Consider the following 23,873-nt stretch of genomic DNA (forward strand, 5'->3'; position numbering starts at 1 on the left):
TTGCCAGGTTTGGACCAAACTAGCAGTCAATCGGTTGCTCACGAACTACACAACCTAATTGTCAGCACGGGATAATGAAGAGCCGCGAACAATTAGCTCCGGAAGCAGCACGACCCGCTGACGGGCTTTCTTCTCATTGTTGATCTCCTGGGTAATCAGGTCCACAACCTGATGGCCCATCTCCTGGATCGGCTGTGCAACCGTCGTCATTGGCGGATCAGACATCGTAGCCAGAATCGTATTATCGAAGCCGACCACAGAAAGCTGCTCCGGCACATCAATCCCCAGCTCCCGCGCAGCCTGGATCGCCCCGATCGCCAATATATCATTACACGCAAAAATTGCCGTCGGACGGTTGTCCATTGCCAGAAGCTTGAGCGCCGTCTGCTTGCCGCCCTGCACGGAGAAATCGCTGACAACGACCAGATTTTCGTCATAGCTAAGTCCCGCTTCCCCCAGCGCCTGAATATAGCCGCGGAGACGCTCTTTGGAGCTGCTTACATCGAGATTTTCTGCGATAAGCGCTATCCGCTCATGGCCGGCGGCAATCAGATATGACGCCGCGCTATATCCCCCGGCATAGTCGTCCACGACGACGGAGCTCGCCGGCAGCGAGGACATCTCCCGTGCAATGAGAGCAACTGGTATACGCTGCTCAATCAGCTCCTTGAGCGGCTCTTCATTGCGCACGCCTGTCGCTACGATAATGCCATCGACACTCTTTTGCCTCAGCAGGCTAATATACTTGCTTTCCTTATCCGAGTCATTGTCCGTATTGCAAATCACCACGTTGAATCCCAGTTCATGTGCCCGGTCCTCTACACTGCGGGACAGCTCGGCAAAGAACGGGTTCACCAGGTCAGGAATCAGCAGTCCGATCGTATACGTCTTCTTCCCCGTTAATGCCGAGGCCAGCATATTCGGCTGGTAATTCAGCTCCTCGCTGATTTGCAGCACCCGCTGTCTCGTCTCCTCGCTGATTCTCCCTTTATCATTAAACACTTTCGATACGGTCGCAATGGATACCCCGGCAAGCCGTGCTATATCATAGATGGTTGTTTTCATCAATTTATCCTCATTTTCATTGTCATAATCTGTTATATCTGGATTCGCCAAAGTCAGGTCAAATTCCTGCAAACCTCCTGACAAACCAGTTCATCCCTCTTCAGTTCCCCACTTCCGGGGTAAGCGGTTAATCCACTGCTATTATAACATAATCTTGTCCGCACGCATCATAAAACGAACAAACTTTCACCCTCTGGCAAAAGGCATGGAATTAGCTTGACGAAGTTACCATATCAGCTTACCATTGTACTGGGAACCAAACTTACATGACAAGGTGGTTAATCAATGCATCTTACCGAATCGATTCCAAGTGCTTGGCAAGAAACCGTTCTCCGTTTAGCTCCGCAGCTGTATTTGGACCGTATTGAGCCTTTTCTTCCAATCCGTGCCGGGGTGTCTGTCTACGAAGAAACCCGCCGTTCTGATTCCTTTGACCGCACCATTCAAGTAGACAGCACAAAAGTGAAAGCGGTTATCGAATATGCTATATATTATGATTATGATATTCAACATTTGTATGATCTGGAGCATGTGTGGGTTTATGTCGGTCATGAAGACGAAATCGTATCTGTTGAAGCCAGCTTCCATGGCAGATATTTTCTCGGCGTCCTGCCAGACCGCAGCAATCTGATCGAAGGACGCGGTCCACGACTGTACTCCCAGCCTGGAAAGCATGCCATGTCGCCTCAAGCCGACCTGTTCCTGCTCATTCCTAATGTTACATCCTGCTGCACTACAGAAGCCGGAGACGGCGGCTTGCTGGAGCCTGACTTGTTCGCCGGAGAATTCAAACATGGCGACAACATCGATCAGATTGCCGAAGAGCATCTTCGTACCTTTAGTTTTGAGCCTACCTTTGATTATGTACCATTCGAATGGCCTGCTGACGCTTTCGTTTCCTGGGAGGCACTGCGCAAAGAGATTCCGGTTCGCATGAGAAAGCTGGTTGCGGAGATTCAGGCATAAATATAACGATGTCCCTACGCTAAAGAATTTGCATACAGCTTTTGACTGTGTTGCACAAATCATGATTTATAAGGGAGGCTGCTTGCTTGACCATCATCTCTCTGCTGCCTATTACGAATGAAAATCAAGATGAATGTATCCGGCTAAAACCGAAAAAGGAACAGGAGACTCTGGTTGCCTCCAATGCTGATTCTTTGATTCATGCAACTAATGAACCGACCTCCCGGCCTTTTGGCATTTATCTGGATGATGTGATGATAGGCTTTCTGTTGTTTGATAATGAAATGTATAAAGACGGATATTATTGGATTCTCCGCTTTATGGTTGACGAGCGTTATCAGGGAAAAGGTTACGGCTCTGCAGCCATCCGGGAAGTAATCCGAAAGCTGGAATCCAAACCGGATTGCAGGCAAATCAGAGTGAACCATATCCCCCATAATACGAATGCCAACCGTTTGTATAAAAGCCTTGGCTTCGAGGAAACCGGGGAAATCGAAGACGGGGAAATTGTGCTCAGCTATTTGGTTAGAAGTTGATTTTCCTTCACATATTGATCGAGTAGGAGGAGGCGGCTAGCCTCCGTCCTCTCACACCACCGTACATGCGGGTCCGCATACGGCGGTTCCAAAAGGTTAACAAAGATCCAAATAACGAGAAAGCAAACTTTTCAGCCCTTTCGCTTTCCAATAGGAGGTCGGGAGGGCGTTGTTTGTGTTTCGAGACATTTCCCACGCTCCGCGTCTGGAGTTAGCCATTACAAAACATGCCCATTCCGGGACGCCGAGTGCTCGAAGCTCGCGAATTCGGGTGCGTACCCGTTTCCATTGCTTCCATAAGCACATACGCAACCTGCGACGAATCCACTGGTCGAATTTCTCGCAGTGCCCTTTCGCCGAGGCGAGTCGGAAATAGCCGATCCAGCCGATGAGGTAGCGGTTCAACTGCGTAATTCGGTTCTCCATAGACATCGATCGCGTTCGGTTCGTCAACTCTCGCACCTTCTCTTTGAATCGTGAGATCGTTTGAGGCGCTAATCGAATCGTCGCTTTCTTATCCCTTAGGAAACTGAATCCCAAGAACTTGCGGTTCCAAGGCCGGTCTACGGCACTCTTGTCTCGATTCACTTTCAGTTTCAGCTTTCCTTCTACGAAACGTGTTACCGAATTCATCACGCGTTCTCCTGCGCGTTTACTCTTAACGAGAATATTACAATCGTCCGCATAGCGGACGAATCGCACTCCTCGTTCGGTTAGTTCTTTGTCCAGGTCATCTAACAGAATGTTCGCTAAGAGTGGGCTCAGTGGTCCGCCTTGTGGTGTACCTTCTCCCGTTTTCTCAAACACGCCATTCGCCATGACCCCTGCATTTAGATAGGCACGGATGAGCTTCAGGACACCTTTGTCTGTCACTTTCCTTGCTACCCTTGCCATGAGCATGTCATGGTTTACTCGGTCAAAGAACTTCGCTAAGTCCATGTCTACGACCCATCGAAAGCCTTCTTGAATGTAGCTTTGGGCTTGCGTAACCGCATCATGCGCTCGCTTCCCAGGACGAAAGCCATAGCTGTACGTAGAGAAGCCCGCGTCAAAGATCGGGTTCATCACTTGTAGAAGGGCTTGTTGGAGGAATCGGTCCATCACGGTTGGGATGCCGAGCAGCCTCACGCCGCCTCCGGGTTTGGGGATTTCCACCCGTTTGACGGGCATGGGTCTGTAGGTTCCCGCGAGGAGTTCGGTCTTCACCGTCTCCCAATGTGTTTTCAGGTAAGCTTGTAGATTCGCTACCGTTACACTGTCCACGCCGGGCGCTCCTCCGTTCTGTACCACTCGCTTGTAAGCAAGCCTGAGGTTATCTCCTCTGAGCATGTTCTTCAACAAGTCGTTATTCGCTTCGCGAGAGGAAGGGGCGACTTGTGCCGACGAAGAACTCGGCGCTCCGGCATACCCTGACGGCTTCACCGCTTCTCTTTGCCGCGAGCTCTCTTGCGAGATTTTCTGCTGTCTTTGCTCTTCATACGAACGCATCGGTTTCCTCTCTCCTTTCGGTTCAGCCCTTCCGGTTTCCGGCGTCCCGTACTTCCGTACTATGGCCTCTGCTGACTCCTGCGGGTTCAGCGCAACCTCTCGGTTGCGGTTACGAAGTGACTTCGCATTTTTTTTCCCGCAGGCCTCCCCAGATAAGAACGCCATCTTTCTGCCCGCAACCACTGGAGTTTACAGAGATAGCCTTTGGCGACTTCGGATTTCGTCATGTATAGGTGACTCATCCGGCTAACCCTGCCTCAAATCCAGTTCGTATACCTTGGCTCGTGCATTTGCCTCCAGCTTCCTTCAGATTCGACCTCGCGGCCGACACCCTTGCTCTTGGCTAACGGTAGGCGTTCGCCAGCCCCCGTTCGGGACTTTCACCCTAGAGATGACGCCCATGCTGGGCGTACTATAAAAAACAGCACAAACCGTAATTACGGTTTGTGCTGTTTCATTTTTGTCGTAGCTTTAATATGTCTTTAATCTACTGCGCAACCAAACTCTCCACGCCCTGCAGTGTCAGCTCATTGGCATAATGGCACGCCACAAAGCGTCCGCCTCCCATATCCTGCAGCGGAGGCAGAGCCTTCTCGCACAACTCGGTGCGGTGCGGGCAGCGCGGATGAAAGTGGCAGCCAGAAGGCGGATTGGCCGGGTTAGGCACCTCGCCCTGAAGCACAATCCGCTCTACCTTCCGGTCCGGATCAGGATTCGGCACCGCCGACAGCAGCGCCTCCGAGTAAGGGTGCATCGGCCGTCTGAACAATTCTTCGGTCTCTGCCAGTTCAATGATGCGACCCAGATACATGACAGCAATGCGATCAGAAATATGCTTGACGACAGACAGATCGTGGGAGATGAACAAATACGTAATCTCGTATTCACGCTGCAAATCTTTGAGCAGGTTAATAATTTGCGCCTGAATCGACACGTCCAGCGCAGACACAGCCTCATCACAGACAACGACTTTCGGCCTTGTCACCAGCGCTCTGGCAATCCCGATCCGCTGGCGCTGACCGCCTGAGAACGCATGCGGGTACCGTCTCAGGAAACTGTTATTCAGTCCGGTCTGCCGGGCCATCTCAATAACCCGCTCATCAATCTCGGTCTTGGACAGTCCGGATAATGCCCGAAGCGGCTCGCTAATGATATCATACACGGTCATCCGCGGATTGAGCGAAGCATACGGGTCCTGGAAAATCATCTGGATGCTCTGGCGAACCTCTTTGAACTCCTGCTGCTTTGCCTTCAGGAAGTCAATCTTTCGTCCGTCCGGCGTTTGGAAGTTAACTTGACCGGAAGTCGCCTCGATTCCTCTGGCCAGACATCTGCCAAGTGTTGTTTTGCCGCAGCCGGACTCTCCTACCAGGCTTAGCGTCTCCCCTTTGCGCAGTGCAAAAGATACGTCTGACAACGCCTTGACCGGAGCCGAGGCCTTGCGGAACAGACCGCCGCCATCCTGCGAAGGATACTCCTTGACCAGATTCTGTACGTCTACAATGATTTCTTTCATTTCCTTCATGGTTGTACGCCCCCTTCAGATCGCCCGCCATGGAGGAAGCATCTGACACTATGATTCTCTGCCAGCTGCACCTGCGGCACGTCCTGCGCATCGCACACACCAGCAATCCGGTCCTTACACCGTTCATAGAAGCCGCACATCGGCGCCCGGTTGATCGGGATTGGAACCGTCCCTTCAATTGACTCCAGACGCTCCTTGCGGCTTCCAATCATAGGGATGGAACGCAGCAGCCCTCTAGTGTAAGGGTGCTTCGGGTTATGAAAAATTTCCCTTACAGGCGCCTGCTCCACAACTTTCCCAAGATACATAACCGCAACTTCATCACACATTTCCGCCACAATCCCGAGGTCATGCGTAATGAAAATAATCGCCATCCCGAATTCCTGCTGCAATTGCTTCATCAGTTCCAGCACCTGGGCCTGAATCGTTACATCCAGCGCAGTCGTCGGCTCATCGGCAATCAGCACTTCCGGCTCACATGCGAGCGCCATTGCGATCATTGCCCGCTGCATCATCCCGCCGGAGAACTCATGCGGATATTGATTAAAGCGCTTCTCGGGATTGGATATTCCGACCCGGCGCAAAATATCGATCGCCATCCCCTTGGCTTCCTGCTTGTTCCTCGTACGGTGCAGCAGGATAGATTCTATAATTTGGTTTCCAATCGTATAAAGTGGTGAAAAAGCCGTCATCGGCTCCTGGAAGATCATCGCGATCTTGCTGCCGCGAATCGCCCGGATTTCCCGGCCATTCTTCTTCAGTTTCACGATATCGACATCTCCGAACCAGACGGAGCCGCTTGTCACAGCGTGCTTGGGCTGAATGCCCAGCAGCGTCTTGCCTGTAATGCTTTTTCCACAGCCGGACTCCCCGACAATGCCCAAAGTTTTACCTTTAGCTATTTGAAAACTTACCCCGCTGACCGCCTTTAGCAGGCCGCCGTCGGAAGGCAAGTGAATATTTAAATCCTCAACGCGAAGCAAGGGATGAGCTTGCTGTTCTGCTGTCTCCGCAGCTTCTACCATAATACCCGCACCTCACCAAATTTTAATCCACTGTCTGATCTTGAGCGCAAGCGCGCATGATATTTCATTTTTTTCCGGCAGCCCCGCTTATTTATATGGATCCGCTGCATCACGCAGGCCATCACCCAAGAAGTTGAACGCAAGCACAGTTATAATGACGAAGCCGAGTGGGATCAGCTTCCACGGATACAAAGCCACGTTTTCAATTTGCTGTGCTTCCTGAAGCAGAACGCCCCAGCTCGCTGCCGGAGAGCGGATACCCAGACCAAGGAAGCTCATTGCCGTTTCGCCGATGATCATTGAAGGAATCGCCAGTGTCATCGTCACCACCAGATAGCTGAGGAAGCCCGGAATGAGATGGACAATAATAATCTTGGCGTCGCTGACGCCGGAGATTTTGGCCGCCATAACATAGTCCTCATTCCGCAAAGAGATGAATTTGCTTCGTACAACCCGGGCCAGACCCGTCCATTCGATGAATGCCATGATGATTGTGATATAAAGAAACATTTGTACGATAGGCACCCGTGGCGGGATCGCCGCAGACAGCGCCATCCATAACGGAAGTGTAGGGAATGAACGAATAATTTCAATAATACGCTGAATTACACTGTCAATCATTCCGCCAAAATAACCGGAAATACCGCCAAAAAATAGTCCCAGCACAAAGCTGATGCCGACCCCGACGAGTGGAATCGTAAGCGATACCTGGCTTCCGAGTACAATACGGGAGAACAGGTCCCGGCCCATGCCGTCTGTACCAAACAGGAACAACCGGCCCGGATCTTCAACGCCAAATAAATGAATACTGGAAGGAATAAAGCCAAAAAGCTTATACTCCTCGCCCTTCACAAAGAACTTGATCGGGTACTTCAGCGAAGTATCCTCCACAAACATTTTGCGGAGTGTCTCCGGGTCACGCTCAGATTTCATTCCATATACGAATGGTGTGAAGTGAAACTTGCCGTCCGTATCGATAAAATGAATGCTTGTCGGCCTGCTGTTCAAATACACACTGTCATACTTGTCCAGTCCCTGCGGTGAAATAAAATTTCCGAACAAAGCAACAACATACATAAAACCAATGACAACCAGACTTACTTTCGCCAGCTTGTGTTTCATCAGCTTGCGCATCATCAACCGCCAGTGGGAAGCCGCATAGTGCGTTTCCTGCTGCTTTTTCCCCCTGAACAATTGTGTCCACCTGTTCAAATCGCCCAACATCGTTTTCATCGATCACATTCCTTTTCTCTGCATACGAATTCGAGGGTCCAGCCATACGAGCAAAATATCCGAAATCAATGTTCCAAGTACGATACACACAGCCATGAACAAGAGCCATGTGCCAGCCAAATACATATCCTGACTGAGCAGCGCATTGTACATAACCGGTCCTTGCGTCGGCAAGTTGAGTACAATTGCAGTAATCGTAGCCCCTGTGAAAATGGACGTCAGCGACCAGCCCAGCGTACTGACAATCGGGTTCATCGCAGCGCGTACCGGATATTTCATAATAATTTTCGCTTCGGAAAGCCCCTTCGCTCTGGCCGTCAGCATATACGGCTTCTCCATTTCTTCGAGCATTTGCCCCCGCATAACCCGGATCAGGTCACAAGTGCTCGCCGTACCGATGACGATAACAGGAATAATCATGTGTTTGAGAAAATCAATAAATTTGGCGTAAGACCAGGCCTGATCAACAAATTCAGGAGAGAATATCCCCAGCATCGGGTCGCCTACATACACATAGGAAATATACATCAGTATAATCGCCATCAAAAAGTTCGGTGTCGCCATGCCCAAAAAGCCGATGGCTGTAATCAGATAATCACCGAAGGAATACTGCTTAACCGCACTATAGATTCCTGTCGGAATCGAAAAAACATAGGTAAACAGCATGGAAACCAGGGACACGATCAATGTCAGCCCCATATATTGCGCTATAATATCGGATACCGGACGGTTAAAGGCAAGCGAGTAGCCGAAATTGCCCTCGGTAACAATTCCCCAAATCCACTTTAAATATTGCATGTACCAGGCTTGATCGAGTCCATAGGCTTCACGCATGACCTGCATGGCTGCATCATCCATTATTTCTCCGCCAGTCGCCATTTTGGCGGCATAGGTACTAATGAAATCTCCAGGTGGAAGCTGAATAATAAAGAATACAACTATTGATATCAGCATCACTACCGGTATCATCAACAATAATCTTCGCAGGATGTAACTAAGCATAAGTTCCCTCTCTCCATAACATTAAAACAATGGGGGAGGACAACTCCCCCATTGTTGCTTCAACCAGCGTAAACGCCTGGTCTATTCAATATAGAATTGCTCTGGATGCGCAACGCCAATGCCTCGGAATTCATCCGCGCTAACCAGATCCGGCGCTACGTTTTTCACGTTGTTTTTCACAACTGTCAGTGTCGGCGTAGGAGCCGTGTAACCGATAATCCATTGGTTCTTCTGGTGCAGTTTAATGATTTCATCGCTAAATTTCGCAATTTCTTCTTTGGAAGTCGAGGCTTTGATTTTATCCCAATTTTCCAGGATTTGAGCTACATCGCCTTCAGGCTTCACACCTTCTTTGCCTCCAGAAGAGGAGTACAAACCATAATGGCCGAACCATGGTGTAATAACACGCAGAGGTACAAGCTCATCCGGTCTTAATGCTACGTTTACGATGGAAACACTCTTAATTGTAGCTGGGACTTTGTTTGCATATTTCAAATCAAAGAAGGTTCCGGAATCTACAATTTTCAGTTCCGTACGAATACCTGCTTCATGATAATATTTGCGAAGCAGCTCGATGAATTTATCATCCTCACCTTTTTCCTGATAGATCAGGATAGACAAATCAGAACCATCAGCAAACGTTCTAAATTTATGCTGGGCATCCCACTTCAGGCCAATCTCGTCAAGAAGTTTCTCTGCACGGGCTTTGTCATACTCTACCCACTGCTTGTTCCAGCCATCCTGATAACCTGGCAAACCTTCTGATACAGACGCCTGAGCAGGTTCACCCAAGCCATTCGTAATAATTTCAGAAACTTCCTTGCGGTCTACAGCAACCGACAATGCTTCGCGGAAACGAATATCCTGGAACAATGCACGCAGTTTCGGATCTTCTGTTGTCTGGTTTAACTGTACGCCTGTGCTGGACCAAGCCGGGCTTTTCCAGGTCAGAACGCGGTAGTTTCCTTTTTTCTCGTTTTCTTTTAATACTGTGAAATCTTTGAAATCAAATTGTCCAACTTCGATGTTTCCTGCCAGCATTCCGAGTAGCTTGTGGCTTGGATCTTGCATTTTATCAAGTACAATACGGTCGATGTATGGAAGCTGCTGCCCTTCAGAATCTGTTTTAAAGAAGTAAGGGTTGCGCTCCATAACGAAACGGTCGCTGTTTGCATCATTTTTCGCTACCCACGGACGAAGCGTTGGGCGCTGCGGATACAGCCAGTAGTAGTAACCTGTCCAGATACCCAGTGTTTTCGTGTCGTTGAAGCCGTATTCCTTGGCTACTTCAAGCGCTTTGTCTTCGCCGATGAACTCCGGAAGAATCGTCTTGTAGTAGTGAGCCGGCGCGAAGAACCATTTGTTGTCAATCGCCAGACGCTCAAGGAATTGTACGCTTGGATGTTTGAATACTACTTTAACCGCGTAGTCATCCACTTTTGTAATTTCCGCTCTTTCCTTCTCGCCTGTTTCAGGGTTTATGGAATAGTAGCAATCATACAGGGCTTTACCGAAAGTTTCAGGGATCAGCATGTGCTCCCAGTAGAAAATAACATCGTCAGCAGTGAAAGGCTGGCCGTCCGACCATTTCATCCCTTCGCGCAGGTGGATCACATACTCCGTGGAGTCTGCATTTACATCAAACCCTTTTGCAACGTTAGGCTCAACGCCTGTTCCGTCCTGCTTGAAGCGGAAAAGCGGCTCCTCGGTAATCATCTCGATTCCCCACTTGTCGTCCGGACCGTTCCATGGATTGCGCCAATCACCGCCGTACTTACCGATGCTCTCAAAAGTCGGCTCGATCATGATGTCTTCTTTGACCGGCATCCGGTCTTCCACAGCAGGAATGGTCCCTGCCTTAACCAGCTCTTGAAGCATTGGCGCTTCTGCGAATCCTCCGGCCGATTTCTGAACCGTGTTGGTGGCCGTGGCTGTGTTTGTCTTGGTGTTCGCTGTGTTGGCTGTATTTTTGGCATTGCCTGCAAAGCATCCTGTCAAAGCAGACATCGTAATCAGCAAGCTGAGACTCATGAGAATTATTTTGTTCTTCAACCTGAAACTCCCCATTCTCTACATAAGAATTATATGATTCTTGTGGTTTGAAGCTTTGTTTGGTAAACCGCTTAATCCAGTGCAGTTCCGTCTGTCAATGCGCCTTTTTCCTGTGGTCCGTTTGGTCCGCCAGCGAGAAGCGGTTGTCCAAAGTAGGAGCCTTGAGCCGGATTGCCGAAGCGGGCTACTGCCCAGCTATTTGGATTCGTGTAATCTTTGTTCAACCATGACGGCCAAGGGTTTCCAAGTCCGGTTCCGGTCGATTGGTATGGGTAGTATTCGAATGCCTGGATATTGTTCCAGGTATCCCATGCTGTCCCCTTGTTTGTTACGTCTGTCAATTTGACAACGACCAGATCTTTGTATACGTGTGTGCCTTCATCCTTCCACATCCCATGGGACCCGAAAGCGGAGTGAGCAACCGGATGTGTGCCGTTAATTTTCTCCACTTCATCCCATCTGTAGACGGTTGAGAAGGAGTGGGCACCATAGAGAACCTGAACCGGCTTCAGATAGTTCGTGTTGTTATCAACGAATTTGGCCAATCTTACGGTCACGCGTTCCCAGTCGCCTACGTGGCTGCCGACTTCAGTACCAAACACCGTTTTGCCAAGATCGTACGGGGAAAATTGGAAGTAAACAAGATCGACATTGTTGTACTCTTTCTCCACCCAGAACGCATAGATCGGTGCATTCGCCAGATCTCCCTTAAAGTAAGGAAGCTTGAGATCGTAAGGATTAAGATCCGTCTTCGTCTTGAATTCGTATTGGCCTGAGCTGCTGTTCAAGTAACGGTCTACATAGGGGAAGGTATATTCGACAGAGGCCGGGAAATACACTTCGCCTTGAGCAAACCAGATTCTTGGTGCGAAGGTTTGCAGCAGTTGACGCTTGGATTGTGAATCGTATGAATTGTTCGGAACTGCGACGCTGGTAGAATCCAGTGGAGAAATTTTTTCAACGACAAGACTTGAGGTCACATCGTTGAAGTCCGCACCCACATAGATCGCATCTGCCGTAAATACCTTTGACGCGCCAGAGAAGTTATAGTCTTTGTACAACGTTACTTTATAGCCTGGTGCTACACGGAGCGAGGAAATCTTGTCATTGCCCACGCCCTTTTTCAAATCGTCCACATTGTAACTACCCACATCAAACTCCTGTGAGGCTCCGCCATACGGGGCGTTGTCATATACCGTTACCGGGAGATGACCCGCCGCATTTGCATAGTCAGGCTTTACTGCAACATTAGAACTAATCAGCGCTGAAAAAAGAACAGTCAAAACCGCAAGTTTGAACGTTTTTCTCATTTAGCTAATCTCCTCCAACCCTATTTTTTTCATCTGAACAAAGGCTTCTTCTGCATATCGCGTTCCCTCTGATCACCTCATCCCCCCCATTTCCGTAAAATCAATTGCTGCTTGACGCATTGAAATTTAAAAAATTAGTCTCATCAACTTCCTTCTATCAATTCTGACTAAATTTAGAAAATCATGCGCGCACAGCTGCCCGATTCCTCCTGGCTTGCAGCATTGTGTACATCATTGCATTTGCTGCCGTTTATTTTGCATCCCCTTCATATGCTGCTCTCACATCTAACGTTTCTGTGGGCTTCGTCTTATGTAATGTGAGTGTCCCGCGAATTTCCGCTCCGGACAAGCTGCAGCCGGCTCTTGCCAAATGAATAGAAATGTAAAAAATAGATCAGCCGGAATCAAGCTAACCCGAATTATATCGCTTGTTTGTCAGAAGTAATGGTTGTGGTTGTTAAAGCTATGTCAAAATTTAGAGCAATTGTATAAGAGAAATATGGTTCTGAAAGGAGATAAAGGAAGACAGTTTTTCAGGTGAAAACTAATAGATTATTGAACATTTCCAGAAGAAAAAAACGTTTGTGGGTAAGCGGTTTACTAAAAAAACCATCACTTCGGATGAGGATCCAAAGCAATGGTTTTGTCCAGGTTAAATTTGTTGATAACGTTTCATTTTACTTTTTCCGACACTGCGAAATTTTACAAAACTTACACTTCTCCAAATTGCAATATAACTTAACGTCACCAGGTTGAATACAAACCCTAATGTGCCAGGATCAATGGAATGAATAGTTTCCAGCAGCAAGAACCGCAACCCGAACACAATTACAAGAATGACAAAGACGGCATTATTGCGTTTAATGTACACTTTCCCATCCCCGCGTGCTTCAAAACTAGTTGTAAAAATAAGCGGAATGGATACTGCAACGCCAATCAGAACAGCGATTACGACCTGACTGCCCGTTATCGCCAGCCTCGGGTCAAGCAGTTGGGTTAAAGAAGTGGAAATATAGAGAATCGGTAAAAGCAGTGTAATTCCCGATTTACCCAGCGGCTTGTTCATTCCCCGGAATTGGCCACGGATAATCAGAATAAAAATCAGACCGGAAATAATCAGAGAAATTGTCGGGTTCATTATGGCAGCACTCCCTTGAAAATTTATATTCCCAGTATCCCGCAAATCAGCCGCCGCGGGCAGTGAATAAAGTAACTGGATCGATATGACATTGGTCATATTGCTGGCAAAAAAAAGAACCGGCGGTTGGTTACCGCCGATTCTTCTTCTGTTCAATTATTTTACCCTGTATTCATCAAAGTAGCGCGGGATAATCGTTGTTGAAGCTCCCGGCTGCTGAGGCAATACATAATAGCCATCTTTCACTGTCGCCGGTTCCTCAAAAATATGGCGAATCCACGGAATATACTCCAGCATGATGGCCCCCGGGGTAGCTGCTACGAGATGCTGGTGAATTTGCCCCATATCCCCTACATGCGGACATACCGGGAGATCATATGCAGCAGCAAGTCCGGCGATTTGCATCCATTCCGTAACCCCCCCTACCCGCGTTACATCCACTTGGACATATTCTACAGCGCCCTGGGCGATGTAATCACGGAAGGCATATTTATTGTAGACGTGCTCGCCTAACGCGATCGGAACATTCAGCTCATCTGCAAGCTTGCGGTGGTTGGCAATATCATCCGGATTCAGCGGCTCCTCCAGCCAAATGAGGTCGAACTGCTCAAGCTTTTTGCCCCATGTCATCGCTGTCGTAATGTTCCATTGCTGATTCACATCAATCATCAGCCCGACATCATCTCCGATTGCCTTGCGCACAGCCTGCACACGGTCAAAGTCTTCACGCGGGTCCGGCTTGCCGACTTTCATTTTAACAGCAGTAAAGCCCTGATCCAGAATGGCGCTCATATCTTCAATCAGCCGCTCTTTGCTCCAGTTGAGCCAGCCGCCATTCGTATTATAAGCTTTGATCTTCTCCGGCTTGTGGCCGCCAAGATATTGCCAAAGCGGCTTTTCAGCAGACTTGGACATAATATCCCATAAAGCAATATCTACAGCCGCCAATGCCATATGGGTTACTCCTGCCCGGCCGATCCAGTGCATTGGGCCAAAGCGCAGCTCATCCCAAATTTGCTTCACCATAAACGGGTCTTTGCCAATCAAGGCCGGTGCATAATAGCGGTCGATCGTTTCGGCGATCATCTCGTCACCTTTGGCACAGGTACCTGTATATCCATAGCCGGTAATCCCTTCATCCGTTTCAATGCGGATTCCTGTTACTCCCCAATGTGTGGCAATATTGATTGCATCCGTAATTGGCGGTGTAATCGGGACATGCAAAATAAAGCTGTTTGCTTTAGTAATTTTCATAAGAAAAGTCCTCCTTAAAATAGATGAATAATTTCAATTACAATGCATATCAGAAGAATCCGGGAATAAAGGCGATTGCTCTGATTTTTTGGAAATTTTAATTTGTATAAAATAAATCGTGTACGATTATTAAAGTATCATACATGATTTATAATGTAAAGAGGGTGCGCGAACCCTATTTAAAATGTTCGCGCACCCTTTTATGAGCATTCTTCAAATGTACCCGCATAGCATCTATGGCATTACCCGTATTCTCTTCAAGCAAAGCATGCAGAATCGCTTCATGCTCCACTTTTTCCGCGTTGATTTCAATTTTGTAGTGAAGCAGATTCAAATACCGGTAAATGCGTTCAATTAACGATGTGACCGTCCGCTGCAAGTTTTCATTATTGGCATAAGCCAGTATTGTGCCATGCAGCCCTTCATTCATTTTCAGAATACGCCCCTCTTCACCATTCTGAGCGGGAGTGTCTGATCCAGTAGAAAGCTCATTCAGAATCTGCTGAAGCTTTGCCTTTGGCAAATAGGGGATTGCCTTGCGAATCGCCAGTTCCTCCAGGGAGCTGCGAATCTCGAATATTTCATCAATATCACGCAGGTTCATCTCCGCAACGAACATCCCTTTGAAGGGAACTACGGTCACGAAGCCTTCCGAAGACAGCTTGAACAGTGCTTCCCGAATCGGAATATTGCTGACACCTAGATCACGAGCCAGCTTATCAATGTTGATCTTATCACCCGCCGTCATCTCGTGCGAAAGAATCTGCCGCTTTAATAAGGCATACAGTTCATCCGTAAGCACATAACGGCCTAATGGTTTCTTTTCCATAAAGCTCCACCCTATTTTTAGACTTCCCTTTATTATATCATCCATGATTCATTATTAGTATCTGCGATGTATCTGAATGACTTCAGTCCAGCTATTGGCGATACGGATGGTTACCGATGCTGTTTTCTTGACACCATTGCTGTAAGTAACCGTATAGAGGAAATTATAGCTGCCATCCTTTAGCTCCTCCAGCTTGACGCTTGCTTCCTTTTCACCCAGGTAGCCCTTCCAGACCGATGACTGCCTGCTCAAATTCGCGCTGCCGATTCGGGCTACTTCCGCTTGTATACTGCTAGCTGCTGTTAAGCTGCCACCGGAGGATGAGGCAGCTGTAGGAACAGCCTGAAGCACAAACCCTTCACCGGCCCAGAATACATCTGCAGGACGCTGAGAGTTCGGATTGGACTCGTTCCATTTGACCCGGCGAGCCTCCCATTCAGGAGTATGTAACACTTGTGCGGTCAACGACAAAGGCAATAGCTGAACCGTTTTGACAGCATCCTGCTCATTTGGCTCCCCTTTACTGTCTACAGCGCGAAGCCGGATGATATAGGTCCCTGCCCGGTTCTCTGTCACACTGCCCGGGATTGAGATATGTTCCGTCTCATATGAACTGCTGTAACCTCCTGGCCCGGATACGCTCCACTGATACGTCATCGCGTCCCCATCAGGGTCCAATGAACGATTAGTACAGACGATAGTATCCCCTTCATATCCCGGATTAGGCGTGCAAGTAAAATCAGCAACCGGTGGACGGTTTGTTTCAATAAAGAAGAACTTCCGGTCACTCCAGTCGCCCCACTCGATGCCATCATGTACCCGGACTTGAACATACATGTTTACTTTTTCCGGTAAATCGGAAGGCGTTGTCCATTTGAAGACATTGCCATTCCGCTCTCCGGAATCAAGCTGGAGATATCCTCCGTACCTATAAATCCGGACCTGATATTGTGCCTGTCTGTCGATTTGGTCTGCATCCTTGAATATCCATTCAAATGTCGGGCGCAGGACATCAAATCTGGTTGGCTTGCTTTGATCTGAGCTTTCAGGAACCTGAATTTCGGCTCTTGGCTTCCGGTTGACGATGTACACCTGCTTGGTCAGCTCGGCGGTCAAGCCACCGGAGTCCTTTACAACCTGACGAATGGCAAATGTACCGATCGTGTTGAAGCTTTTGATCCATTCCGTCCGTGAATTACTTTGGTAGGTTTCCGGTCCATCGGTCGTTACATTTTTAATATACCAGCCGTGCTCGATACTCTCGCGGTCTCCGTCCTCCAAATCGTAGGCGGACGATTCAATAAGCATATCTGTATTCCGGTAGGTTGTAATCGGTGTCGTCGTAAAGCCCGGCACAGGCGGCGTATTCGGCAGCGGTGCCTCCAGCCATATTTCCTGCTCATACCAGTCCGACCATGCGCCATACTCGTCTTTTACAGACAGACGAATGGTATAAAGCCCTTTCTTCGTTGGCCTTCGGAGCTGACCATTTACACTTTTGCCATCCGGATCGCTGTACGCCCATTTATACTGGGTAACTCCCCTCGTCTTGCAGTAATCAATACCCGTTGCTTCCTTGGAGCAGGTTCCCCCAGGGAGCCAGCGGTCCGGGTCATAGCTAGCATCGGTGTAGCTCAATACATAATTGTCATCTTGTTTAATCGTAAATTTCGCTATCGGCTTTCTATGGATGATGACCGTCTTCGTGTACGGATCAGATCTTTGCATATAGGAAGCAAAGGCATCCGATTTCGGATACTTGTACCCGGAAGGCGTCGGATCATCGACACCTGAATACGTAATGGTGTACTGTCCGACTTTATCCAGTTGGGCCAACGGTTCATTCAATATTTTCTCATGATATCGGGAACGGCCCGATAATCCGTCTTTGGCGTCCAGAAACTTGTTTGGCTGGCTATGAACATAAATCCATTCATCCAGTTCCGGCACTTGATCATCATTTTCTGCATCTTCAAACAAGGTTGTGTAAGTCAGTTCCTCTCCCACAAGACCAACATCATCTATTTTATTCGGATCGATAATGAGAACAGACACCTGCAGATTGCGGAATTTGGTTCCCGGCGCATTAAAGAAATAGCCATAGCTGCCTTCCTTGAAAGTCTTGTCCGTCACATCAAATAACGGCAATCCTTGAGAACGAATTTTAATTTTATCCCGTCGAACAGACACCTTTAGATGCAGAAACTGTTCGCCGCTTACGCTAATCGTTGCGGCCCCCAGGGAAGTCCGCTTCCCGTTTACCAGTTTGACCAGCTCAGCTTTATTATTGTAAAGCTCCAGCCTGTACATGTTCTTGTTATCTTGGGCGCGGAAGGCAAATCCGGACGGGTGTGTGCTGACAGCCAATGACTGCTGAAATTCAAAGGTGAAATCCGAATCAGCGATTGAAGTATGCTTTTTAAGCACTTGTCCCAACTCATCCTCATTTGGACTCGCCTCCACGATGCCTTTGCTGCTGAACAATGTTTCTTTTACATACGAGCTTGGGGTATTATACGCATACGTTGCATTGCCTTCCCATCTCCAGCGCAGTTCCGTGTATTTTTCCTCAAAAAGAGCGTAAAACTCGCCGTCAGCGCCGAAGCCGTATTTTTTCACACTAAACTCCAGCTCATCCCTGTCTCCTGAACTACAATTCATATAAGCCGTAGGATATTTATTAAATGTATAGACACTTTTAATGAGCTGTCCGAATTTATCGATAACGTGAATCTTATTAAACGAGTCGATAATATAAGTTATGCCATCCTGTGAGGTCGCATAAAAAACATCGTAACGGTCATACTTTGACCAGTCAGAGCCTCCAGATCGCACACTGCACCCGCTTGAGCTGGATGACCACCGATCGCTTCTTTCCTTATTTGAATAGACCGTATAAGTTTTCGTTGTTCCCGTCCATTTGTTTTGAGATTCCAGCATTTCAGATACAGTCGTTGTATTTCCGCCGGAATACCACTCATATTTCTCCCGGATATAAACCTTTTTTACAACGACTTCGGAATCTTCGTAAATTACTAGCTTTTCTATTTTTTTGTCATTGGGGAGGTTCGTTATTTCCAGGTCATCCTCCCTGTTGGTTCGTATAACCGCTGTTTTGAGAGGTGAACCTGTATACGGTTTTAACGTTTTAATATCGTACCATTTTAAGGATGGATTTCCGTTAACGGCCCGTTCGTAAAATCCGATATATTTCATGTCTTCGCTGAACTCAACACCAGCCGCATATTGACTGGAGTAATACGGATAATTGACTTTAAACGGAATTTCTGAGCTGCTGTCTGTGCGAACTTTCACAGTTTCATACGTCCAAGATACTTTTCCGTCTATATCAGTTCTTTGCAGAGAACACATCCAATAGTGGTTATCACTATCTTCCCGGTAGTATTTGCACGCAATTTGATACGTGCCACCCCATGCATCCATGACCGGGTAAAATGAATCGTACGTTTCAACATCTTTCCATTGTCCATAGGTCTGGGTAAAATTATAATTTGCATTGATTTGCTTATAGGTCACTTTTCCGAAAACACCATACATAGGCTTTGTTGATCCTACCGGCCCTTTATGCAAGGTGAATGGAAGTTTAAATTGTGTACCTGTATACGCCAGCCAAGAGATTTGCCTGGTTTCCCCTTTTATTTCTGCTCCTGCTGGCGGAGCTTTATAAGGCGACTTTCCATATCTGTTTACGATGCTGTCTGTCTTCACATCATAGCTCAGGTAAATTTCGTTCAGCTTATCTGCAGTTCCCTTAAATATGGTCGAGCCAACCCAATCATTTTTAAACAGGACAGCAGCAGGATTAATGTTAAAAATATCAAACTCCGGCGGCTCAGGACTGTCACTGGTCAGGGAGAAAGAAGTTTGCGGTGCTTCGTTAACGACTTCAATCTCATATGTAGTCTTGTCTTTTAATCCCCAATCCTCCTCAACTTCTATTTGGAACCGGTACCGCCCTACTTTTACCGGATTAAACTTATACGTTCCTTTAAGCTGAAGATTGGTCATTCTTGCTGGTTCCTTATTGAATTTGCCGCTGTTATCCGCATCGTACCAGATGGTGAGTTCGCTGCGAATAATCTCATCATTGTCCGGACTATAGGACTTATTAAGAATATCAATTGGGCCGCGTAATATCCGCTGGGGGATTTCCAATTTTGCAACCGGCGGCTTGTCCGGCACAACGTTTATGGCTGCTGTTGCTTTGTCTTTTAGCAAGCTGCGGATACCTGCGCTATCCGTGACCTCCAGCTCGACGATTTCTGTCCCTAACCGGGTGTACTTGTCCTGCTTGTTCGTCCAATGATAATTCCGAATCGTTTTGTTCAGTGCTGCTGTACTGCCTTGCCCATGAATGGCATTCAGCTTTAACGGACGATTGACAATGACTTCCGACGGCGCAACAATGCGCGGGATCGGATTTTTAGGGACAACCCGGATGCTGGTCGAAGCTCTTGACGATGCTCCAAAAACATCTCTCATGGTTGCTGAAATAGCATGTATACCCGGATTTCCCATAGTAATGCCGTGGTAGCCATCTATATGCAAATTGTCCTTGTACACTGTAGGAATTGTCTTCAGGAACGAGCTGCTGGTTGTGTCAAAATCAAACCCTTCAAAGAAATACTCGTCTCCATCCGGATCATACGGAGTTGGAACGCTAGGATCATAAATATAGATCATATCCAGAACTTCCCCTTCAAGAACCTCTTGCAAAGGAAGCGTCGGTGCCCATGGATATACAAATCCGATCTGGAATATCGGAGGACGATTATTTTTCGGACTGGTTACAACAAGCGGCTTCGGCCCGACCCAATCCGATGTGCCGCAGCTCGTCGTCACTTCAATGTATACTTGATGCGTCCCTGCTGCAATCAGCCATGGATACTTGTCATAAGCAAATGTTGAGGTCGTACTAATGTCTGTTACCGGATTTGTGACCACACTGCTGCTGCCGCGGACAATTCGGTATCGATGCGAATAATAGGTGCACCCGCTGACTGAGATTTGCGGTATAAGATTAAAGGTCTCCCTAAACTCAATCGTTCCCGGATTGATATAAAAATCCGCATTATACTTACCTGAATTATTGGTTTTTTCATAAAAGAAAGACACATACACCGTCTTATTAGCCGTCGTTAGGCTTACGGACGCAAAACTGCCGCTATTTACTGTGTTCTTATAGGATGAATAGTCGACGTTGAACCCCTGAAAAGTTCCATATGTACTGATATCAGGTTGTATCGTCTTGGTAGCTGGAAGTTTGCTTACGGCTTCCGAATTTTCTCCAGCCAATGTGTAGCTGCCTGCTCCGCTTGTGCGGACCATGTGGCGGATTTTGATTATTCCAGCAGCGTTGCCAGGCGGCTTTTCATCTTCAATCTTACTGTAATAGAAGTTGATTCGATGTGTGTCATAAGATCCATTATAGTAAATATTCGGAGTTCCCTTTTTCACATCACCGCCCGGAATTCCATCATTACTTTCTTTGTAGCCCTCATATTTATACTCTTTGTGAGTTAAAGGCTTTTCTTCGTACAGTTTTCCAATCACCATATCTTTAGTTTCTGTCGGAAAGACAGAAGTCAAACTTTGCCCGTTAGTTGTATAATGCTGAGTAATCATTTGACCATTGAGATGAAACTCAAAGACAACCGGAAAATAGTAGCGGTAAACCTTGGCTCCTGGAGCACATCGTTTTTGAATTTTACCATTTACTATTACATCCTGATTACAATATTCACTACCTGTCATGTCTTGATGTCGGTCAGAAGTGAGCTCTCCAGATAGATTCACCTTAAAAGTGATATTACTTGTACCGATACCGGATTTATTTGATAGGGCAGGGTCATTTACCGATTTAGAGAGAAAATCCGCATACGCACCATAATCTTGATTAATTCTAGATTTATTGAAATAGAATATGTGATTACTATTGAAAGTATTGAATTTATATACTTTCACATCCGTTACAGTACGACCAGGAAACGAAAAGTCATAGGTATGATAAAGTAAATCAGACGGTACTGTATCACCTGGTCCGATGTTCGTAAATTGTCCTTTTGTATTACTCCAAGCTTCATAGTACATAAATCCTACAGCATAACGTTTGTTATTTATAGGGTAAGGTTGTATCGATGCATTTCCAAAGTCTGGGTTAGCATTTGCCACCCTAAAGTTATCAACTAATAGTATAAAGGGAAGCAATAGTTCTAAAATTAAAGTAAAAAGAAGTACCAATGATAATCCCTTTAATTTATGTTTCACCTACGGGTTACCTCCAATCACTTTTTACTGCAATTAGAGATTCCGAAGTCAGACTAATTCCAATATATTCTATATCTTTCAGCCATGTTGTATCCTTATCAGCGTAGTAGTCCACTGGAAAATATTCTAAAGTCACAGAGTTCAATACTGATTCCTTTGTATATGGGCTCTGCAAACGAGGAGAAGAATCACTATTCATTAAAAATAAAGCATTGCCCATAGTTCCCTTACTATTTGATGAAAAACGAATATAGTCTTTCTTATCAGTGCCTACTGATTTATCTATTCTATAAACAATTATTCCATTACCTATTAATAAAGGAAAATCACTCTCCCTGGCCACTCGTATTGTTGTTTTCTTTTTACCATTCAACTCAGGATCTGGACTAAATATCGTAAAAATAGAACTATCCTTCGGATAATACTTCAAATAAGGCTTCGCATCCACTGGCTTAATAACATCCTCTATCTTCGGAACATCCTTACTGCCAATCCAAACATACTGATTTGGATGGTCCCATTCCACATTAACGCCTAACCCCTCACTAATTGCTCGCAAAGGAACCAGTGTACGTCCTCTATCAACAATAGCTGGCTGTGCCAAGGTAACCGACTTCCCATTGAAAGAGGCATTCTTGGACTCCATAGTAAGCTTTATTACTTTATCATTTTTGGTAATCGTAATATCTTTAAGCTTCACTTCTAACTTACCGCCCATTTTCTCTGCAACAAAACGAATCGGGACCAGAACACTGCCGTCTATTATCTTCGGTTTAACATCAAATTGAATGCGCCGACCGTCATATAAAACTTCAAGGGAAACATCCGTTTTAAATGTCTTTACACCTTTTTTATCTGAAACTCCACCAACCAACACCGCCGCCTCTGCCTTCGGCGCAGCTCCCCCGCCTGCACCCAATAACACTGCTCCTACTACCATAGCCGCCATTACTTTCTTCATCATTACATGATCCCCTTTATGTATAAAGTAAATTTTACCAAGAGAAAATTGCTCAATAAAAAAGCACAGGCCGAACAAGGGATTTCCTTGTGGCCGGTGCTTCCGACTTATTTGTTGCTTATCCTATTTCCCAGTATAAAAGAGTATATCTATAAATTCAACCATTAATTTCAATTTTAAATGACTAATCCCATAATTCTGCTACTCAACACATGACTAAACACCTATAAAAAAACTAACACTTTTGAATCTGCAGACTTACTTCATCCCTTGACACAGACCAATTTAATTTCAAATTGAGCCAATTGTCACCTATCAGACCGACAGGTTCTCACTACTCCCCTACCCTTCCTCATCATCAACCAATTCTAGTATTTCACTAATATCCTGAATATTCAACTTCCAACCATCATCTATTAAATTTCTCCATACCCTTTTCCTACACCGCATCCTTATACTCCACCACATACAGCAGCCGCCACATGCAAGCTACCCCCGCCAAAGCCATAAAAATATTAACTGTTAGAACCGTGCTTAGGATCAAGTCATCGTTAGTTGCATTGATTATCAGTGCCATAACCACAGCTGAAATCATAAGAGTAACAGATGACCGTCTCAGCATCCCCAAGTAAAGGGGAATCAGAGTCATAAACGTCACGGCAAGTCCCTGGCCCAAAACAAGCCATACCTCCTGCACCATCTGCTCATGGCTTAGTGGCTTATTTACAAAATAAAAATATTCATTTACAACATAAAAAACCGCATCAAAAAATAGATTGGTTGCCACCAGCAGAGTAAACGTCATGCCCAAAACAATTACCAGCTTAGCAGCAAACAGCTTCCTGCGGCTGATCGGATACGAGAACATCAGGGTTATTGTCTTGCTTTTATACTCACCGATGAACATAGGTACCATCAGAACAGCCGCGAAAATCATAAATACAATTCTCGAAGTCTGCCCCACAGCGATAAACAGCGCTTCATATGTTATCGGATAATCTGTCTGCTGGGCGGCTGTTGTACCTGCAAGCCACAGTAATCCAATTAAGGCATTCGCAAGCAATGCGCCCGACAGATAAGTACGAAGACGGATTTTTTTCAATTCCAGCCTAATGAACTGCTTCACTCCAGTCCCTCCATTGCTGCTAACTGTTGGATTCATCTCCCACATGGACCCGGAAATACCCGGCATAGCCGCCGG

Annotated in this window: 16 protein-coding genes; 2 read left to right on the forward strand and 14 right to left on the reverse strand. The window is 46.7% G+C overall.

Annotated elements, in window-relative coordinates; all coding sequences use genetic code 11:
- Positions 1 to 54: 54 nt before the first annotated feature.
- Positions 55 to 1,149 (reverse strand): LacI family DNA-binding transcriptional regulator, encoded by a 1,095-nt coding sequence (locus tag H583_RS0124485; protein WP_342663558.1) that lies wholly within the window; start codon positions 1,147 to 1,149, stop codon positions 55 to 57.
- Positions 1,150 to 1,350: 201 nt separating this feature from the next.
- On the opposite strand from H583_RS0124485, the gene H583_RS0124490 reads away from it, so the two are divergent.
- Both H583_RS0124490 and H583_RS0124495 read left to right on the forward strand, forming a co-directional pair.
- Entirely contained in the window at positions 1,351 to 2,031 is a 681-nt protein-coding gene (locus tag H583_RS0124490) for a hypothetical protein (RefSeq protein ID WP_051236946.1), read from the forward strand.
- An 86-nt stretch (positions 2,032 to 2,117) separates the two neighbouring features.
- The gene (locus H583_RS0124495; RefSeq protein ID WP_051236948.1) at positions 2,118 to 2,567 is read left to right on the forward strand and encodes a GNAT family N-acetyltransferase; all 450 of its coding nucleotides are present in this window, start codon (positions 2,118 to 2,120) and stop codon (positions 2,565 to 2,567) included.
- A 96-nt stretch (positions 2,568 to 2,663) separates the two neighbouring features.
- On the opposite strand, the gene ltrA is transcribed toward H583_RS0124495, so the two are convergent.
- From ltrA to H583_RS0124565, 13 genes are all read right to left on the reverse strand, one after another.
- Positions 2,664 to 4,055, reverse strand: coding sequence for a group II intron reverse transcriptase/maturase (gene ltrA / locus H583_RS0124500; protein ID WP_028562791.1), 1,392 nt, complete (start codon positions 4,053 to 4,055; stop codon positions 2,664 to 2,666).
- 487 nt (positions 4,056 to 4,542) lie between these two features.
- On the reverse strand, positions 4,543 to 5,571 hold the full coding sequence (locus H583_RS0124505) for an ABC transporter ATP-binding protein (protein WP_028562792.1): 1,029 nt from the start codon (positions 5,569 to 5,571) through the stop codon (positions 4,543 to 4,545).
- Positions 5,572 to 5,576: 5 nt separating this feature from the next.
- On the reverse strand, positions 5,577 to 6,605 hold the full coding sequence (locus H583_RS0124510; protein WP_051236950.1) for an ABC transporter ATP-binding protein: 1,029 nt from the start codon (positions 6,603 to 6,605) through the stop codon (positions 5,577 to 5,579).
- A gap of 87 nt (positions 6,606 to 6,692) precedes the next feature.
- Positions 6,693 to 7,838: an ABC transporter permease gene (locus tag H583_RS0124515; RefSeq protein ID WP_169456516.1), complete on the reverse strand. Its 1,146-nt coding sequence runs from the start codon at positions 7,836 to 7,838 to the stop codon at positions 6,693 to 6,695.
- A gap of 3 nt (positions 7,839 to 7,841) precedes the next feature.
- On the reverse strand, positions 7,842 to 8,840 hold the full coding sequence (locus tag H583_RS0124520) for an ABC transporter permease (RefSeq protein ID WP_028562795.1): 999 nt from the start codon (positions 8,838 to 8,840) through the stop codon (positions 7,842 to 7,844).
- Between the two features lie 81 nt (positions 8,841 to 8,921).
- Positions 8,922 to 10,892, reverse strand: a complete 1,971-nt coding sequence (locus H583_RS0124525; protein WP_028562796.1) for an ABC transporter substrate-binding protein — start codon at positions 10,890 to 10,892, stop codon at positions 8,922 to 8,924.
- Positions 10,893 to 10,963: 71 nt separating this feature from the next.
- Entirely contained in the window at positions 10,964 to 12,202 is a 1,239-nt protein-coding gene (locus H583_RS0124530; protein ID WP_028562797.1) for a Vps62-related protein, read from the reverse strand.
- Positions 12,203 to 12,854: 652 nt separating this feature from the next.
- Positions 12,855 to 13,340, reverse strand: coding sequence for a CcdC protein domain-containing protein (locus H583_RS0124535; RefSeq protein WP_028562798.1), 486 nt, complete (start codon positions 13,338 to 13,340; stop codon positions 12,855 to 12,857).
- 156 nt (positions 13,341 to 13,496) lie between these two features.
- Positions 13,497 to 14,594 carry a mandelate racemase/muconate lactonizing enzyme family protein gene (locus H583_RS0124540; protein ID WP_028562799.1) on the reverse strand — a complete coding sequence of 366 codons (1,098 nt, stop codon included), beginning with the start codon at positions 14,592 to 14,594 and terminating at the stop codon, positions 13,497 to 13,499.
- Between the two features lie 175 nt (positions 14,595 to 14,769).
- Entirely contained in the window at positions 14,770 to 15,423 is a 654-nt protein-coding gene (locus H583_RS0124545) for a GntR family transcriptional regulator (protein ID WP_036710922.1), read from the reverse strand.
- Between the two features lie 54 nt (positions 15,424 to 15,477).
- Positions 15,478 to 21,000 carry a glycoside hydrolase family 78 protein gene (locus H583_RS0124550; RefSeq protein WP_154665981.1) on the reverse strand — a complete coding sequence of 1,841 codons (5,523 nt, stop codon included), beginning with the start codon at positions 20,998 to 21,000 and terminating at the stop codon, positions 15,478 to 15,480.
- A gap of 718 nt (positions 21,001 to 21,718) precedes the next feature.
- The gene (locus tag H583_RS35645) at positions 21,719 to 22,675 is read right to left on the reverse strand and encodes a stalk domain-containing protein (protein ID WP_028562802.1); all 957 of its coding nucleotides are present in this window, start codon (positions 22,673 to 22,675) and stop codon (positions 21,719 to 21,721) included.
- Positions 22,676 to 23,111: 436 nt separating this feature from the next.
- The gene (locus H583_RS0124565; protein WP_036710924.1) at positions 23,112 to 23,798 is read right to left on the reverse strand and encodes an ABC transporter permease; all 687 of its coding nucleotides are present in this window, start codon (positions 23,796 to 23,798) and stop codon (positions 23,112 to 23,114) included.
- Positions 23,799 to 23,873 lie beyond the last annotated feature (75 nt).

Source organism: Paenibacillus pinihumi DSM 23905 = JCM 16419 (assembly GCF_000422505.1).
Taxonomy (GTDB): Bacteria; Bacillota; Bacilli; order Paenibacillales; family Paenibacillaceae; genus Paenibacillus_D; species Paenibacillus_D pinihumi.

Coding starts and splice junctions, on each gene's coding strand:
- H583_RS0124535 (WP_028562798.1), bottom strand. CDS start 13,340: ATGAACCCGACAATTTCTCTGATTATTTCCGGTCTGATTTTTATTCTG.
- H583_RS0124515 (WP_169456516.1), bottom strand. CDS start 7,838: ATGAAAACGATGTTGGGCGATTTGAACAGGTGGACACAATTGTTCAGG.
- ltrA (WP_028562791.1), bottom strand. CDS start 4,055: ATGCGTTCGTATGAAGAGCAAAGACAGCAGAAAATCTCGCAAGAGAGC.
- H583_RS0124490 (WP_051236946.1), top strand. CDS start 1,351: ATGCATCTTACCGAATCGATTCCAAGTGCTTGGCAAGAAACCGTTCTC.
- H583_RS0124545 (WP_036710922.1), bottom strand. CDS start 15,423: ATGGAAAAGAAACCATTAGGCCGTTATGTGCTTACGGATGAACTGTAT.
- H583_RS0124510 (WP_051236950.1), bottom strand. CDS start 6,605: ATGGTAGAAGCTGCGGAGACAGCAGAACAGCAAGCTCATCCCTTGCTT.
- H583_RS0124505 (WP_028562792.1), bottom strand. CDS start 5,571: ATGAAAGAAATCATTGTAGACGTACAGAATCTGGTCAAGGAGTATCCT.
- H583_RS0124540 (WP_028562799.1), bottom strand. CDS start 14,594: ATGAAAATTACTAAAGCAAACAGCTTTATTTTGCATGTCCCGATTACA.
- H583_RS0124550 (WP_154665981.1), bottom strand. CDS start 21,000: ATGGTGATTGGAAAACTGTACGAAGAAAAGCCTTTAACTCACAAAGAG.
- H583_RS0124520 (WP_028562795.1), bottom strand. CDS start 8,840: ATGCTTAGTTACATCCTGCGAAGATTATTGTTGATGATACCGGTAGTG.
- H583_RS35645 (WP_028562802.1), bottom strand. CDS start 22,675: ATGATGAAGAAAGTAATGGCGGCTATGGTAGTAGGAGCAGTGTTATTG.
- H583_RS0124530 (WP_028562797.1), bottom strand. CDS start 12,202: ATGAGAAAAACGTTCAAACTTGCGGTTTTGACTGTTCTTTTTTCAGCG.